The sequence below is a fragment of the Micromonospora sp. NPDC005413 genome (genome assembly GCF_040606435.1).
Classification (GTDB): Bacteria; Actinomycetota; Actinomycetes; order Mycobacteriales; family Micromonosporaceae; genus Micromonospora.
On the sequence record NZ_JBEXEV010000013.1, the window covers coordinates 1 to 15,102 of the forward strand.

Sequence of the window (15,102 nt, forward strand, 5' to 3'; positions counted from 1 at the left end):
CTCGCCGAGAGGCGACCTGCACACCGACACCAGCGCCGCCCCCGGCCCACCGGCCGGGGGCGGCGCTGTCTGATCCCCGGCTCGCGAAGATGTCTCGGTTGACCTATGTTCATGGGGTCGCTCGCGTGGGAGGGGGTGTCGGGGCATGGGGCTGCGTACCTTCATCGAGGGTTGGCCGGTCTACCGCCAGCTCACCGGCACCGACCCGCTCGGCCGGGGTGCCGCGGCCAAGTCCGATGGATCCCGTGCGCTCACCGCTCGTACCGAGGACGCCGACGGCGTGGCCCGTTCGGTCTGCCCGTACTGCGCGGTGGGTTGTGGTCAGCGGGTGTTCGTCAAGGACGGGCAGGTCAGTCAGATCGAGGGCGACCCGGACAGCCCGATCTCGCGGGGTCGGCTCTGCCCGAAGGGCGCGGCGAGTAAGAGTCTGGTGACGAGCCCGCTGCGCCAGACGAAGGTCCGCTACCGGCGTCCGTACTCGACGCAGTGGGAGGATCTGGAGCTCGACACCGCGCTCGACATGATCGCCGACCGGATGCTCGCCGCTCGTGAGCAGACCTGGGAGGACGTCGACACGCAGGGTCGGCCGATCAACCGGACGCTGGGTTTCGCCAGTCTGGGTGGGGCGACGTTGGACAACGAGGAGAACTACCTCATCAAGAAGTTGTTCACCGCGATGGGGGCGCTCCAGATCGAGAACCAGGCCCGTATTTGACACTCTGCCACCGTCCCCGGTCTGGGGGCCAGCTTCGGTCGTGGCGGTGCGACGGATTTCCAGCAGGACATCGCCAACGCTGACGTCATCGTCATTCAGGGTTCGAACATGGCCGAGGCGCACCCGGTGGGTTTCCAGTGGGTGATGGAGGCCAAGCGCCGTGGCGCGAAGGTCTTCCACGTCGACCCGCGGTTCACCCGGACCAGCGCGGTGGCGGACGCGTACCTGCCGATCCGGGCGGGCACGGACATCGCCCTGCTCGGCGGGGTGGTGCGCTACATCCTGAACAACGAGCTGGACTTCCGGGAGTACGTGCTGTCGTACACCAATGCGGCGACGATCGTCAGCGAGGAGTTCAGCGATACCGAGGACGGCGACGGGTTCTTCTCCGGGTTTGATCCGGAGACCGGCACCTACGTGCAGGACAGCTGGCAGTACGAGGGACACGAGGGCTCGTCCGGCAGCGGGCATACCGCCCAGGAGCGGGACAGCGCCGCTGGGCTGACGCACGAGTCGCATGGCGCGCAGGTGGGTGGGCAGACCCGGCGCGATGAGACGTTGCAGCACCCGCGCTGCGTCTACCAGATCCTCAAGCGACACTTTTCCCGCTACACGCCGGAGATGGTGGAGCGGGTCTGTGGGATCCCGCAGGACAGGTTCCTGGAACTGGCCCGCGCGTGGACGCAGAACTCCGGCCGTGAACGCACCGGGATGCTGATCTACTCGGTGGGCTGGACGCAGCACAGTGTGGGTGTGCAGTACATCCGCACCGGCGCGATCATTCAGTTGCTGCTCGGCAACATGGGCCGCCCCGGCGGCGGGGTCATGGCGCTGCGGGGCCACGCCAGCATCCAGGGCTCGACCGATATCCCGACGCTGTTCAACCTGTTGCCTGGTTACCTGCCGATGCCGCACCACGCCGAGCACCCGAGTTTCGACGAGTGGGTGGACAGCATCCGGCATCCGGGGCAGAAGGGGTTCTGGGGCAATGCCCGGTCGTTCGCGGCGAGCCTGCTCAAGGCGTACTGGGGAGACGCGGCGACGCCGGAGAACGACTACTGCTACGGCTACCTGCCCCGGATGACCGGTGACCACGGCACCTACCAGCAGGTGCTGAACATGATCGACGGGAAGATCAAGGGGTACTTCCTGCTGGGCCAGAACCCGGCGGTCGGCTCGGCGCACGGCCGGGCGCAGCGGCTCGGGATGGCCAACCTCGACTGGCTCGTCGTCCGGGACCTGTTCATGATCGAAAGCGCGACCTTCTGGCAGAACGGCCCCGAGGTGGCCACCGGCGAGATCGTGCCCGAGGAGTGCCGCACCGAGGTGTTCTTCCTGCCCGCCGCCTCCCATGTGGAGAAGGAGGGCACCTTCACGCAGACTCAACGGTTGTTGCAGTGGCGGGAGAAGGCCGTCGAGCCGCCAGGCGACGCCCGCTCGGAGCTGTGGTTCTTCTACCACCTGGGGCGCAAGCTGCGGGAAAAGCTCGCCGACTCGAACGTGCCGCGCGACCGCGCGCTGCTCGACCTCACCTGGGACTACCCGACGCACGGCCCGAACGTCGAGCCGAGCGCCGAGGCGGTGCTGCGCGAGATCAACGGGTACGACGTGGCGACCGGTCGGCCGTTGTCCAGCTTTGGCGAGGCACGCGCGGACGGCTCCACCGCGATCGGCTGCTGGATCTACACCGGCGTGTACGCGGATGGCGTCAACCAGGCGGCCCGGCGCAAGTCCCGACACGAGCAGGACTGGGTGGCCGCCGAGTGGGGCTGGGCCTGGCCGGCGAACCGCCGCATCCTCTACAACCGTGCCTCCGCCGATCCGGACGGCAACCCGTGGAGTGAGCGCAAGCGCTACGTCTGGTGGGACCCGGAGAAGGCCGAGTGGACCGGCTACGACGTACCGGACTTCGAGAAGAACAAGCCGCCGTCGTACCGGCCGCCGCCCGGGGCATCGGGGACGGAGGGCATCGCCGGCGACGACCCGTTCGTCATGCAGGGCGACGGCAAGGGCTGGCTGTACGCTCCCAGCGGTGTCCTGGACGGGCCGATGCCGACCCACTACGAGCCGGTCGAGTCGCCGGTGCGCAACCCGTTCTACGGGCAGCAGGCCAACCCGACCCGCAAGATGTACGCGCATCCGGTGAACTCGGTGAACCCGAGCCCGCCGGAGGAACACAGCCAGGTGTTCCCGTACGTGTTCACGGTCAGCCGGCTCACCGAGCATCACACCGCCGGTGGGATGAGTCGGACGGTGTCGCCCCTCGCGGAGTTGCAACCGGAGATGTTCGTGGAGGTGTCGCCGGAGTTGGCGACCGAGCGTGGGCTCAACCATCTCGGCTGGGCGCATCTGGTGACCGCCCGCGCGGCCATCGAGGCGAAGGTGTTGGTGACCGACCGGCTCACCCCGTTGCGGGTCGACGGCCGGATCATCCACCAGGTCTGGTTGCCGTACCACTTCGGTTTCGAGGGTCTGGTGACCGGTGACTCGGCCAACGACCTGTTCGGGATCAGCCTCGACCCGAACGTCCTGATCCAGGAGAGCAAGGTCGGCACCTGCGACGTCCGGCCCGGCAGGCGCCCGACCGGCGCGGCGCTGCTGGACCTGGTCGGCGACTACCAGCGGCGCGCCGGGGTCGCCCCGGGCCAGAACGCCCCGGCGGTCACCATCAACAGCGAGGGGGAGGAGCGTCGTGCTTCCTGACCCGAACAGCCTGTACGGCCCGCTGGACCCGGCGCCCGACGCCGGTTACGTGGATGCGCCGCCGCGAATGGGGTTCTTCACCGACACCAGCGTCTGCATCGGCTGCAAGGCCTGCGAGGTCGCCTGCAAGGAGTGGAACGGCGTCCCGGAGAGCGGGCTCGACCTGCTCGGCATGTCGTACGACAACACCGGGGCGCTGACCGCGAACTCGTGGCGGCACGTCGCGTTCATCGAGCAACCCCGCCCGGCCGGGCACCGTACGCCGCCGTTCGCGGGGACGCCGACCGACGGCCCGGTCAGCGCCGCGTCGGCGGCCGTGGCAGCCGGCACCAGCGAGCGCACTGGCACGGATCCGGGGCTGCCGACCGGTACGCCGTCGGCCGCCGCCCGGATGGCCGCGGGCGGGCCGCCCGATGTGCTCGGCGACCCGACCACGGCCGGCACGGCTAATCCGATCGCCGCAGGCCCTGGCGGCGGTGGCGCACGGCCGGAGTTCCTCGGGATGCCGGGTGCGCAGCCGCCGGGTCGGGGCACCGGCGTGGAGGGGCGCACTGATTTCCGGTGGTTGATGATGTCGGATGTGTGCAAGCACTGCACTCACGCGGCGTGTCTGGATGTGTGCCCGACGGGTTCGCTGTTCCGGACGGAGTTCGGGACGGTGGTGGTGCAGGAGGACATCTGTAACGGGTGCGGCTACTGCATTTCGGCGTGCCCGTACGGGGTGATTGATCAGCGTAAGGATGATGGTCGGGCGTGGAAGTGCACGCTCTGCTATGACCGGCTTGGGGTGGGGATGACTCCGGCGTGTGCGCAGGCGTGTCCGACGGAGTCGATTCAGTACGGGGCTCTGGATGAGTTGCGGGAGCGGGCCGCCGCGCGGGTGGCTACTTTGCATGAGCGGGGGGTGCCCGAGGCGCGGCTGTACGGGCACGACCCGAACGACGGTGTCGGTGGTGACGGGGCGTTCTTCCTGCTCCTGGACGAGCCCGAGGTGTACGGCCTACCACCCGACCCGATCGTGACCACTCGCGACCTGCCGAAGATGTGGAAGCGCGCCGGCATCGCGGCCCTCGCCATGGCGGCGGCCACCGTCGCCGCGTTCGTCGGAGGTTCCTCGTGAATCCGCACCGCCCTGAGGTGGGCGAGAAGTTCCGCCGCTTCCGCGACCGGCTGGCCGCCGAGCGTTCCGAGCGGCGAGGTGTCCCGGTGCGGCCGGAGGCGAGCGTCCACGGCGGACCGGCGGGCACCGACGCCCGGGCGGACCTGACCTCGCCGCCGCAGCGCAACGCCGAGCACACCGGTCGACGGGGTGGCCGCCGGGGCGGTCGTCGCGGGGGCGGCGAGGAGCTGCGGGTGCCGGAGGCCGAGTTCACCTCGTACTACGGTCGGCCCATTCTGAAGGCGCCGGTCTGGAAGTGGGACATCGCCGCGTACCTGTTCACCGGCGGGCTGGCCGCCGGCTCGTCGCTGCTCGCCGCGGGTGGGCAGCTCACCGCGCGGCCGGCGCTGCGCCGGGCCGGTCGGGTCACCGCGTTGGCAGCCGTCAGCGCCAGTGCGGTCTTCCTGGTCAGGGACCTGGGCCGGCCGGCACGGTTCCACCACATGCTGCGGGTGGCGAAGCCGACCTCGCCGATGTCGGTGGGCACCTGGATCCTCACCGCGTACGGGCCGGCGGCCGGCGTCGCCGCGATCGCCGAGGCCGCCGGTTGGCTGCCCCGCCACGGCCTGCTCGGGCTGGCCGGTCGGGCGTTGCCGTCGGTCGGGCACGCCGCTGGACTGCTCGCCGCCGGTACCGCGCCCGCGCTGGCCACGTACACCGGGGTGTTGCTCGCCGACACGGCGGTGCCGTCCTGGCACGAGGCGTACCCGGAGCTGCCGGTCATCTTCGCGGGCAGCGCCCTGGCCAGCGGCGCTGGCGTCGGTCTGCTCGCCGCGCCCCCGGCCCAGGCCGGGCCGGCCCGGCGGATGGCGGTGGCCGGCGCGGCCCTGGAGCTGTACGGCGCGCATCGGGTGGAGACCCGCCTCGGTCTGCTCAGTGAGCCCTACCGCCTGGGCCGGCCCGGTCAGCTGCTGCGTGCCGGTCGGCTGCTGACGACAGCCGGTGTGGCCGGCGCGCTCCTCGGCCGACGCAGCCGGCTGGTCGGCGCGTTGTCCGGGGTGGCGCTGCTGGCCGCCTCGGTCGTGACCCGGTTCGGCATCTTCTACGGCGGCGTCGCCTCCGCCCGCGACCCTCGGTACACGGTGGTGCCCCAGCGTGAGCGGGTCGAAGCTCGGCGGACCGAGGGTGGAACTTCCACCTGACCGGGCGGCCTCGCCCGTGCTGTGATCGAATGTCCGATGGAGGCGTTCAGGCGGCTGGTGCCCCTCCCGGTCTTCAAAACCGGTGTGGTCCGGGACCCGGGCCAGGCGGGTTCGATTCCCGTCCGTCTCCGCCAACATGGGGCAGGAGATGACGCGATGGGCGACGGCCCGGTGGACCCGCGACGTCGGGTGCCGCGCACCGACACGCTGCTCGCCGATCCGCTGCTGGCCGCGGCCACCGCGACGCTCGGGCGGGACCAGGTCAAGGCGGTCGTCGCCCGGGCGCAGGAGCGGGCCCGCCGCGGCGAGATCGGCCCCGGCCAGGTCCGGGACGTCGCGGTCGCCGCGCTCCCCGCGCCCGGCCCCCGCGTGGTGCTCAACGCCACCGGTGTCGTGCTGCACACCAACCTGGGACGGGCACCGCTGTCATCCGCCGCTGTCGCCGCGGTGGTGGCCGCGGCCGGGCACACCGACGTCGAGCTGGACCTGACCACCGGCCGTCGGGCCCGCCGTGGCCGGGACGCGCTCGACGCGCTGGCCGCCGCCGTGCCCGACGCGGGCGCCGTGCACGTGGTCAACAACGGCGCCGCCGCGCTGGTGTTGGCGGCCACCGCGTTGGCCGCTGGCCGGGAGATCGTGGTCAGCCGGGGCGAGCTGGTCGAGATCGGGGACGGTTTCCGCCTGCCCGACCTGCTGGAGAGCACCGGCGCCCGGCTGCGGGAGGTGGGCACCACCAACCGCACCACCCTCGCCGACTACGCCGCCGCCCTCGGCCCGCAGACCGGGTTCGTGCTCAAGGTGCACCCGTCGAACTTCCAGATCACCGGCTTCACCTCGGCCACCCCGGTACGACAACTGGCCACCCTCGGTGTGCCGGTGGTCGCCGACATCGGCTCCGGCCTGCTCGCCGCGGATGCGCTGCTGCCCGACGAACCGGACGCGGCCGGCACCCTGCGCGCCGGCGCCGCGCTGGTCACCGCCAGCGGCGACAAGTTGCTCGGAGGGCCGCAGGCAGGGCTGCTGCTCGGTGACGTCGAGCTGATCGACCGGCTGCGTCGTCATCCGCTGGCCCGGGCTCTGCGCGTGGACAAGCTCACCCTGGCCGCGCTGGCCGCCACCCTGCACCACTCGGACACACCGACCCGGGCCGCGCTGCACGCCGACCCGGGTGCCCTGCGCCAGCGGGTGGAGCGGCTACGCGACCGGCTCGGCGCGGACGGCCGCAAGGCGGAGGTGGTGCCGGCCGTCGCGGTGGTCGGTGGCGGCGGCGCTCCCGGCGTGGAGTTGGACTCGTGGGCTCTGAGTCTGCCCGAGCGGTACGCGGCGCCGCTGCGCACCGGAGACCAGCCGGTCTTCGGCCGGGTGGTGCGGGGTCGACTCCTGCTCGACCTGCGCTGTGTGCCCGCCGACGCCGACGAGGCTGTCCGAGCGGCCGTGCTGCGCGTGCCCGGGGACGACTGAGAGTGTTCGTCGTCGCCACCGCCGGGCACGTCGACCACGGTAAGTCGACCCTGGTCCGGGCGTTGACCGGCATGGAGCCCGACCGGTGGGCCGAGGAACGCCGCCGGGGGATGACCATCGACCTGGGGTTCGCCTGGACGACGCTGCCGTCCGGCGGCACCGTCGCCTTCGTCGACGTGCCCGGGCACGAGCGGTTCGTGCCCAACATGCTCGCCGGGGTGGGCCCGGTGCCGGCGGCGCTGTTCGTGGTCGCTGCCGACGAGGGATGGATGCCGCAGTCCGCCGAGCACCTGGCCGCGCTCGACGCGCTCGGTGTCGCGTACGGCCTGCTGGTGGTGACCCGCGCCGATCTGGCCGATCCGGGGCCGGCGACGGCCCGTGCCCGTGCTGAGATCGCCGCGAGCAGCCTCGGCCCGGTGCAGGCGGTGGCGGTCAGCGGTCTGACCGGCGCGGGCCTGCCGGAGCTGCGTACCGCCCTGGACCGGCTCGCCGCCCGGCTGCCGGCCCCCGCGGTGGACGACCCGGTCCGGCTCTGGGTCGACCGCAGCTTCACGGTGCGGGGCAGCGGCACCGTGGTCACCGGCACCCTCGGCGCCGGTCGTCTTCGGGTGGGCGACGAGCTGGAGCTGGCCGGTGCCGACGAACCCGTCCGGGTCCGCGGCCTGCACGCACTGGGCGAGGCTCGACCGGAGGCTGCGGCGGTGGCCCGGGTGGCGGTCAACCTGCGCGGTACGCCCCGTGACCGGCTCGGCCGTGGCGACGCGCTGCTCACCCCGGGCCGGTTCCACCGCACCGACCTCGTTGACGTCCGACTCACCGGCGATCCGGCCGCCGACCTGCCCGCCACGCTCACCCTGCACGTCGGGTCGGCGGCGGTGCCGGTCCGGGTGCGCCCGCTGGGCCCGGACACGGTACGGCTGCGGCTGGCCCGTCCGTTGCCGCTGCTGGTGGGCGACCGGGCGGTGCTGCGTGACCCGGGCCGGCACCACGTGGCCGGCGGGGTGCGGGTGCTGGACGTGGCACCACCACCGCTGGTCCGCCGAGGGGCCGCCGCCGCCCGCGCGCAGGTCCTCGCCGAGCTGGACGGTCGGCCCGACCTGGCCGGGGAGCTGCGCCGCCGCCGGCTGGTCCGGGCCGGTGCGTTGATCCGGATGGGTGTGCCGGTGCACGCCGAGCCGGTGGCCGGTGACTGGCTGGCCGACCCCGCGCACTGGCGGCGGCTCCGCGACCAGTTGACCGAGGAGGTCGCCCGCTACGCCGAGGAGCACCCGTTGGAGCCGGGGATGCCGGTGGACGCCCTGCGTCAGCGTCTCGCCCTGCCCGACCGGGTGCTGGTCGAGGCGCTGGTCCGGCCGCCTTTGCGGATCCAGGCGGGTCGGGTCGGGGCGGCGGGCGTCGACGCGCTGCCCGAACCGGTGGCACGGGCAGTGCAGCGCGTCCGCGCCGAGTACGGCGACCGGCCGTTCCGCGCCCCCGAAGCGGACCGCCTCGTCGACCTCGGTCTGGGTCCCCGGGAGATCGGGGCCGCGGTGCGTGCCGGCGCCCTGCTGCGGCTGGCCGACAACGTGGTGCTGCTGCCCGACGCGCTCGACGACGCGGTCCGGGTGCTGGCCGGGCTGCCCCAACCGTTCACCCTCTCCGCGGCCCGGCAGGCGTTGGACACCACCCGCCGGGTGGCGGTGCCGCTGTTGGAGTTGCTGGACCGTCGGGGCGCGACCCGACGACTGCCCGACGACGCCCGGATCGTCGTCACCTGAGCGCCGGCGTGTACCGGGGCTGACACGATCGCGCCGGGGTGCGACGGTGGCAACATGCTTGAGGTGTTCCCGTCGCGGCCGTTGGGTGGCCGGTGGCGCGGTGTTGTCCCGGCGACGCTGCGCTGGGGGCTGCCGCTGCTCTGGGTGCTCTGGGCCGCTCTGGCCTGGTGGGTCGAGCCCCGCGAGTCGACCGAAGCCCAGCTCGACCGGGATCTGGCGACCGGCCAGGTGGTGACCTTCCAACGGGCGTACGGCTGGAACGACGACCCGTACTGGGGGAGCCGGCCGGAACCGCAGTACGCGACGAACGGCGCGATGCTCGCCTGGACCGTGCCGAACGGCCGGACCCGGTACGCCTTCGTCGAGCCGCCCGCCTCGGATTCGTACCCCGTCGAGCCGGACCCGACGGTGGGCGCCGGGCGGGACGCGCGGCTCGCCGCGGTCGCCGGCCCGTGGCATGCCGACGGCGCCCTCACACACCGGATCGCGGACGCCGCCGCTCTGCTCGCCGGCGTGCTGACCCTGCTCTGGTTGGGCAGGTTGATCGGCGGCGCGCCGCCATTGATCGGCACCCGGTGGTTCTGGTTCTGGGTGGGGCTCCTGCCGTTCGGGGTGGGTGTGCTGGCCTGGTCGTACCGGGAGCTGTGGAGACCGCCGTCGGCGTCGGTTCCCGACCGTGGCTCGGGGTGGCGCGGCTTCGGCTGGCTGGTGCTCGCCGGGGTCGGGATCGCCATTCTGGTGTCCGCTGCCCGTGCCCTGCTCGGGGTGACGGTGGTGCCGGGCTAACCGGCCCCCGGGTCGGCGGTGGTCACCTACGGTGACGCCATGGACCCTTCGGCGGTCTGGCGGGACAGGCAGCACCGGTGGCGGATCGAGGCGTACCGCGCGCCCGACCTGCGGTTCGCCATCTACGCCACCAACGGCCCCACCGAGTCTGTGCCGCTCTGGCTGTTCGGTATGTCGGCGCTGGCCCGGTGGCTGATGACCCATGCCATCTCGCTGGACGACCTGGAGGTCGACTGAGCGGGGGCGCGGGCGAAACCGGACCCGGAGCCAGCCCCGCTGCGGTTGAGTGACCTCAGGCGGCGGACGGGGGTGCGCGATGGGCGGTCAGCTCGGGCAGTTGGCGCTGGTGGCCGTGCTGGTGCTGATCAACGCCGCGCTCTCCGGCAGTGAGATGGCACTGGTGACGTTGCGCGAGGGGCAGCTGCGGCGGCTGGGCCGGCGGTCCCGCGCCGGCGACCGGTTGGTGCAGCTGTCCCGCGACCCGAACCGCTACCTGGCCACCATTCAGCTCGGCATCACCCTGGCCGGTTTTCTCGCCTCGGCGGCTGCCGCCGTGTCACTGGCCGGGCCGCTGGTCGGCCCGTTGGGCTTCCTCGGTGGCGCGGCCCGCCCCGCCGCGGTGCTGCTGGTGACCGTGCTGCTGACCTTCGTCACGTTGGTGCTCGGGGAGTTGGCCCCGAAGCGGCTGGCCATGCAGCGGGCGGAGCGCTGGGCGCTGCTCAGCGCCGGCCCGCTGGACCTGCTCGCCCGAGTGTCCCGACCGGCGGTGTGGCTGCTCAGTCGAGCCACCGACGCGGTCGTACGGGTGGCCGGCGGTGACCCGCGAGCCAACCGGGAGGAGATGACCGAGGACGAGCTGCGGGAGATGCTGGTCAGCCAGCACGGCCTGTCACCCCAACAGCGGGAGATCCTGACCGGGGCGTTCGACATCGCCGGCCGGACGTTGCGGGAGATCCTGGTGGCCCGGCGGGAGGTGACGACACTGCCGGCCAACCTGACCGCCGACGAGGGCGTGCGTCAGCTCGCCATCGCCGGGCGGTCCCGCGCTCCCGTCACCGGCCCTGGAGGGCTGGACGAGGTGCTCGGCGTGGTGCACATCCGCGACCTGGTGCAGGCCGGCACCGTCATGGTGGGCGAGCGGGTCCGGTCGCCGCTGCTGCTGCCGGTCACCCTGCCCGTCGCCGACGCGTTGCGTCGGCTCCGTCAGGAGCATCAGCAGATGGCCCTGGTGGTCGACGAGCACGGTGGCATCGATGGGATGGTCACCATGGAGGACCTGCTGGCCGAGGTGGTCGGCGAGTTGTACGACGAGACCGACCGTGACGTGCGCGGGGTGATTCGGGAATCGGACGGGTCCCTGCTGGTGCCCGGCGACTTCCCACTGCACGACCTGCCCGATCTGGGGGTGCGGCTGAGCTTCCCGTTGTCACGGGACTACACCACGGTGGCGGGGCTCGTGCTGGCCCGCCTGCGGCACCTGCCGGGTGAGCCGGGGGAGACGGTGCGGCTGCCCGGGTTGACCCTGGAGGTGGTGGAGGTGGCCGACCGGGCGGTGCGCCGGGTGCGGCTACGGGGGTTCGTCACGGACCGCTGACCACGACCCGGAAGAGGGACAATCAGCCCGAATGATCCCGAGGACGGATTCGACCGGCCTACGGTGCGATACGTGAAGGACCGAGGGTTGCGTACGTTCGTCACGGTGCTGGCCGGCCTCGCGGTGATCTACTTCGGTAGCGCCGGCCGCAGCCCCGAGGAGGGCCCTGGCATCTCCAGCGGGGTGGTGATCCTGGCGCTGCTCGCCGCTCTGTTGGTGTGGCACCTGACCCGGCCGGGGGACAAGACGGTGAAGTGAGCGCCTCAGCGGGCCGCGACGCGGGTGACTTCGCCGGCGGACTCCTCGCCGAGTGCCACCCGTACCAGCGCTGAGGCGAGCCGGCCGAAGTCCGGCTCGTCGACGAGACCGGCCAACCCGTCCGGGGAGCCCGGAAGACCCAGCCGCTTCGCCCCGGCCAGGGCCCGACGGTCGGCGTACGGGCGCAGGTCCGACCAGACCGTCTGAGCTTCGCGCAGGTAGATGTCCGCGCCGGTGGGGCCGATGCCGGGAAACTCGGTGAGCCGTCGGCGCAGCCCCGCGGGGTCGCCCTGGGCCTCCCGGTGCAGCCGTCGCAGGTCACCGTGCCAGCGATCCAGACACAGTCGCGCGCCGGTGCCGAGCATGGTGGCGGTCCGCTCGTCGTAGCGGCGGTAGTGGCCCCGGCCCAGCGCGTCGACGCGCTGCTGCCAGGTGGCCGCCTCCATCGCCTGTGGCGTGCGATAGCCCGCGGCGAACAGCTCCCGTGCGGCGTCCACCGCCACGCACGCCCGGATCCGGGTGCTCAGCAGGGTGGCCAGCACCAGTAGCTGATACAGGGGCCCCGGGCGGTCGGAGAGACGGATGCCGGCCTCCTCCGCGTACGTGCGGCCACGCCGGTCCAGCAGGACCCGTACCACCGTTCGATCGTTGCCCACACCGACCGGGTACCCGATCCGTCACCCACTAGCCGTCTCGCCGGTGACCGGGGCCGGAATGCCGCCGGAGCGGGCGGGTATGCCGGCGGTGGAGGCGGTCGATGCCGCCTGCCGTACCCGGAAGGGAGACACCCGTGGTCAACCCGCAGCAGGAAGAGCTCCGGCGCAACGCCAAGGGATCCACCAGCCAGGACAGCAAGGGGCCCAAGCCGACCGGGCACCCGCTCAACCGTGGCTCGTCGCGCGGCGACGAGGGTCGGCCGGTGCCCAAGGGGCAGGTGTCGCCGTACGGCCCGGCCGGTGAGCCGACGGCCGAGGACGACAGCGACACCCGCTGACTAGCGACTGCGACCTGACGGCCGCCGCAACCTGTTCCAGGTTGCGGCGGCCGTCAGCCCGTATGCCAGGTGCGGAATGATGTCGGAGACCCAGTCCGAGCGCCGCCACGTACGCGGGTCACTGATGCCGAGCGCGGTGATCGACCCGTCGGTCATGGTCATGACGCCGGCACCGAGCAGGCTGGTGGCCATCGGCAGTGGCTGGCGCCGACCACCGGCGTAGAGCGCGAACGCGACGCCCGCGGCGATGCCCAGCCCGTAGCCGATCAGGGGCCCGAGGCCCGAGCGGCGGTTGGCCGCCCGGGCCCCGGACCCCAGGTCCACGTGCGCGATCCCGGCCAGCCGGTCGACGGTCTCCTGCGGGGTGTTGCTCTCCGGCCGTCCCCGTAGGGCCATGTCGAGGTAGCTGACCACGTTCAGGGCGGTGCTGCCGACGGCGCCCGCGATGGCGCCGTCGGTCACGTCGACCCTCCTCACTTCGGGTCGCCCGGTTCGCGTTCGCCCTTGGGGCCGTACGTGCGGTCACCGCGCACCACGCCCCGTTGGCCGCGATCCTCCTGGAGGATCCTGTTGGCGACCTTGTTGGCCTTGCCGTCGGGCACCCGGCGTCCGGAGTCGTCGATCGCGTTGCGCAACCGCGCCCGCTGCTTGTCGTACGCGTTACTGCCCGGCCGTGGTCCTGGCATCTGCTGCCTCCTTCGTCGGTCTGGGCGTACCGCGGCCGTCTACCCGTCTGGCGGCGGGCCAACCTCGGCTCTCAGCGGGGAGCCCGGACCACCGCGACAGGGCACTGCGCGTGGTGCAGCACCGACTGGCTCACCGAGCCCAGCAGCAACCCGGTCACCTCGCCGCGCCCCTGCCCCCCCACGACCACCAGTTGGGCGGAGCGGGACGCGTCGGCGAGCACGGCACCCGGCCGGCCGTGCACTGCCCGGCAGGTCAGCCGCAGCTCCCGGTGGCGCTCGGTCAGCCCGGTGAGCCACTCGGCGATCATCCGCTCCTGTTCGCCGTGCAGCTTCGCCTCGTCGTACACCAGCGGTTGCATGTCGCCCGGGCCGCTGCTGCCCGGGTGCCGGTAGGCGTGCACCGCCACCAGCGGCACGCCGCGCGACACGGCGATCTCGGCGGCGAAGTCGGCCGCCAGCCGGGAGGCCTCCGAACCGTCCACCGCGACCAGCACCGGCTCGTCGGGCCGTTGCGCGCCGCGGGCGACGAGCACCGGGCAGTCGGCGTACGCGGCGACCTGCACCGCGACCGAGCCGACCACCAACGCGGAGAAGCCACCCAACCCGCGGTCGCCGAGCACGATGAGCGCGGCGGTGGGGGATTCGCCCACCAGCACCGCGGCGGCCTCACCGTCGATGATCTCGCCGGAGATCGACAGCCCTGGTGTGGTCGCCTCGGCCTCGGCCACCGCGGCCTCGACCAGCTCCTCGGCCCGGTGGCGCAGCCCACCGCCGGGTGGCGCGTCCGGGGCGGGGGAGACCGGCACGTGCAGCAGTGGCCAGATGAAGCCGTGCACGACCCGCAGCGGCCGGTGCTGGCGCGCTGCCTCCGTGGCGGCGAGGCGTACGGCGCGCAGCGCCTGCTCCGAGCCGTCCACGCCGACCACGACCGCCGCGTTGTTCGCCGAGTTCACCGCTCACCTCCCGCTCGCGGCCAGTATCACGGGCGGAGACGCCTCCGCGTCGCGATACCGCCGAGCGCGTCCGGGTCGGTACGCTGGCGACGACCGGCCGGGGAAGGGGCATCGTCGATGGGTGAACCGGACCAGCCGAGCACCGCTCGCATGATCGACTTTTGGCTCGGCGGGGAGCACCACTTCCCCGTCGACGTGGCCGCCGCGACGGCGTTCGAGCAGGCGTACGGGCCGTGCGCGCCGGTGTTCCGGGAGCTGCGGGCGTTCCTGGGTCGGGCGGTGCGGGCCATGGCCGGGCAGGGCATGGACGGTTTCCTGGTGTTCGGAGCCGGGGTGCCGACCATGGGCAACGTGCACGAGGTCGCCACCGACGCGACAGTTCTCTACACCGACGTCGACCCGGTCACCATCCGGCTGGGGCAGAGCATCCTCGCCGGCAGCGACCGGGCCGGCTACGGCTTCGGTGACGCGACCGACATCGGCACGATCGACCCGGCGCAGCTGCACCGTTTCGTTCCGGGCTGGGGCCGGCGGCCGGTCGGGTTGGTCTTTCTCGGTCTCGCCGCGTTCCTCGACGACGCCACGCTGACCCGCACCCTCGACGAGTTGTACGCCGGGGCGGCGCCGGGCAGCCTGCTCGCCGTGGACTTCGACACCGAGGAGTTGGCCGGTCACCCGCAGGCGCTGGCGATGATGGGGCCGCAGTTCCGGATGCGTCCGCCGGCGGCGTTCGCGCCGCTGCTGGGTCGGTGGGCGCCGACGGCCGACGGGATCGTCCCGGTCGCCCGGTGGCGGCCGGAGGGTCCGCCGGCAGAGGTGCCCGACGCGTTCCATGGCGTGCTCGCGACCCGCGGCGGCGACTGACCGCGCGGATTTGCCGTCCGAGGGCGTCCG

The 15,102-nt window shown here is 72.9% G+C and carries 15 protein-coding genes and 1 tRNA gene; 12 read left to right on the top strand and 4 right to left on the bottom strand.

The genetic code is table 11. From position 1 onward, the window contains the following. Positions 1–145 precede the first annotated feature (145 nt). The 10 genes from fdh (at position 146) to ABZS37_RS16330 (ending at position 11,575) form a co-directional block, all read left to right on the top strand. On the top strand, positions 146–3,418 hold the full coding sequence (fdh, locus tag ABZS37_RS16285) for a formate dehydrogenase (RefSeq protein ID WP_355169664.1): 3,273 nt from the start codon (positions 146–148) through the stop codon (positions 3,416–3,418). After that, on the top strand, positions 3,408–4,538 hold the full coding sequence (locus ABZS37_RS16290; RefSeq protein ID WP_355169666.1) for a 4Fe-4S dicluster domain-containing protein: 1,131 nt from the start codon (positions 3,408–3,410) through the stop codon (positions 4,536–4,538). The genes fdh and ABZS37_RS16290 overlap by 11 nt, the downstream gene beginning before the upstream one ends. After that, on the top strand, positions 4,535–5,719 hold the full coding sequence (gene nrfD / locus ABZS37_RS16295) for an NrfD/PsrC family molybdoenzyme membrane anchor subunit (RefSeq protein WP_355169668.1): 1,185 nt from the start codon (positions 4,535–4,537) through the stop codon (positions 5,717–5,719). The genes ABZS37_RS16290 and nrfD overlap by 4 nt, the downstream gene beginning before the upstream one ends. Before the next feature lie 38 nt (positions 5,720–5,757). Next, a tRNA-Sec gene (locus tag ABZS37_RS16300) sits at positions 5,758–5,853 on the top strand. A 22-nt stretch (positions 5,854–5,875) separates the two neighbouring features. Continuing rightward, the gene (gene selA, locus ABZS37_RS16305; RefSeq protein WP_355169670.1) at positions 5,876–7,180 is read left to right on the top strand and encodes an L-seryl-tRNA(Sec) selenium transferase; all 1,305 of its coding nucleotides are present in this window, start codon (positions 5,876–5,878) and stop codon (positions 7,178–7,180) included. Between the two features lie 2 nt (positions 7,181–7,182). After that, positions 7,183–8,937, top strand: a complete 1,755-nt coding sequence (gene selB, locus ABZS37_RS16310) for a selenocysteine-specific translation elongation factor (RefSeq protein ID WP_355169672.1) — start codon at positions 7,183–7,185, stop codon at positions 8,935–8,937. Between the two features lie 54 nt (positions 8,938–8,991). Beyond that, a complete protein-coding gene (locus tag ABZS37_RS16315) occupies positions 8,992–9,723 on the top strand; it encodes a hypothetical protein (protein ID WP_355169674.1) in 732 nt (243 codons plus the stop codon). Between the two features lie 39 nt (positions 9,724–9,762). Beyond that, complete coding sequence (locus ABZS37_RS16320) at positions 9,763–9,960, top strand: hypothetical protein (protein ID WP_030327722.1); 198 nt, start codon at positions 9,763–9,765, stop codon at positions 9,958–9,960. A gap of 79 nt (positions 9,961–10,039) precedes the next feature. Continuing rightward, positions 10,040–11,317 (top strand): hemolysin family protein, encoded by a 1,278-nt coding sequence (locus ABZS37_RS16325; protein WP_355169676.1) that lies wholly within the window; start codon positions 10,040–10,042, stop codon positions 11,315–11,317. A gap of 72 nt (positions 11,318–11,389) precedes the next feature. Then, complete coding sequence (locus ABZS37_RS16330; protein WP_355169955.1) at positions 11,390–11,575, top strand: hypothetical protein; 186 nt, start codon at positions 11,390–11,392, stop codon at positions 11,573–11,575. A 5-nt stretch (positions 11,576–11,580) separates the two neighbouring features. Here the strand turns inward: ABZS37_RS16330 and ABZS37_RS16335 are convergent, their stop codons facing one another. Beyond that, positions 11,581–12,231: a hypothetical protein gene (locus ABZS37_RS16335; protein ID WP_355169678.1), complete on the bottom strand. Its 651-nt coding sequence runs from the start codon at positions 12,229–12,231 to the stop codon at positions 11,581–11,583. A gap of 134 nt (positions 12,232–12,365) precedes the next feature. On the opposite strand from ABZS37_RS16335, the gene ABZS37_RS16340 reads away from it, so the two are divergent. Next, entirely contained in the window at positions 12,366–12,569 is a 204-nt protein-coding gene (locus ABZS37_RS16340) for a hypothetical protein (protein WP_355169680.1), read from the top strand. Here ABZS37_RS16340 and ABZS37_RS16345 read toward each other — a convergent pair whose 3' ends face one another. The 3 genes from ABZS37_RS16345 to ABZS37_RS16355 all read right to left on the bottom strand — a co-directional run bounded on the left by ABZS37_RS16345 (position 12,570) and on the right by ABZS37_RS16355 (position 14,208). Continuing rightward, positions 12,570–13,046, bottom strand: coding sequence for a hypothetical protein (locus tag ABZS37_RS16345; protein WP_355169682.1), 477 nt, complete (start codon positions 13,044–13,046; stop codon positions 12,570–12,572). After that, positions 13,043–13,255 carry a phosphatidylethanolamine-binding protein gene (locus tag ABZS37_RS16350; protein ID WP_354996494.1) on the bottom strand — a complete coding sequence of 71 codons (213 nt, stop codon included), beginning with the start codon at positions 13,253–13,255 and terminating at the stop codon, positions 13,043–13,045. The genes ABZS37_RS16345 and ABZS37_RS16350 overlap by 4 nt, the downstream gene beginning before the upstream one ends. A gap of 71 nt (positions 13,256–13,326) precedes the next feature. Further along, positions 13,327–14,208, bottom strand: coding sequence for a universal stress protein (locus ABZS37_RS16355; RefSeq protein WP_355169684.1), 882 nt, complete (start codon positions 14,206–14,208; stop codon positions 13,327–13,329). A gap of 117 nt (positions 14,209–14,325) precedes the next feature. On the opposite strand from ABZS37_RS16355, the gene ABZS37_RS16360 reads away from it, so the two are divergent. Continuing rightward, on the top strand, positions 14,326–15,072 hold the full coding sequence (locus ABZS37_RS16360) for an SAM-dependent methyltransferase (RefSeq protein ID WP_355169686.1): 747 nt from the start codon (positions 14,326–14,328) through the stop codon (positions 15,070–15,072). The last annotated feature ends 30 nt before the right edge of the window (positions 15,073–15,102 follow it).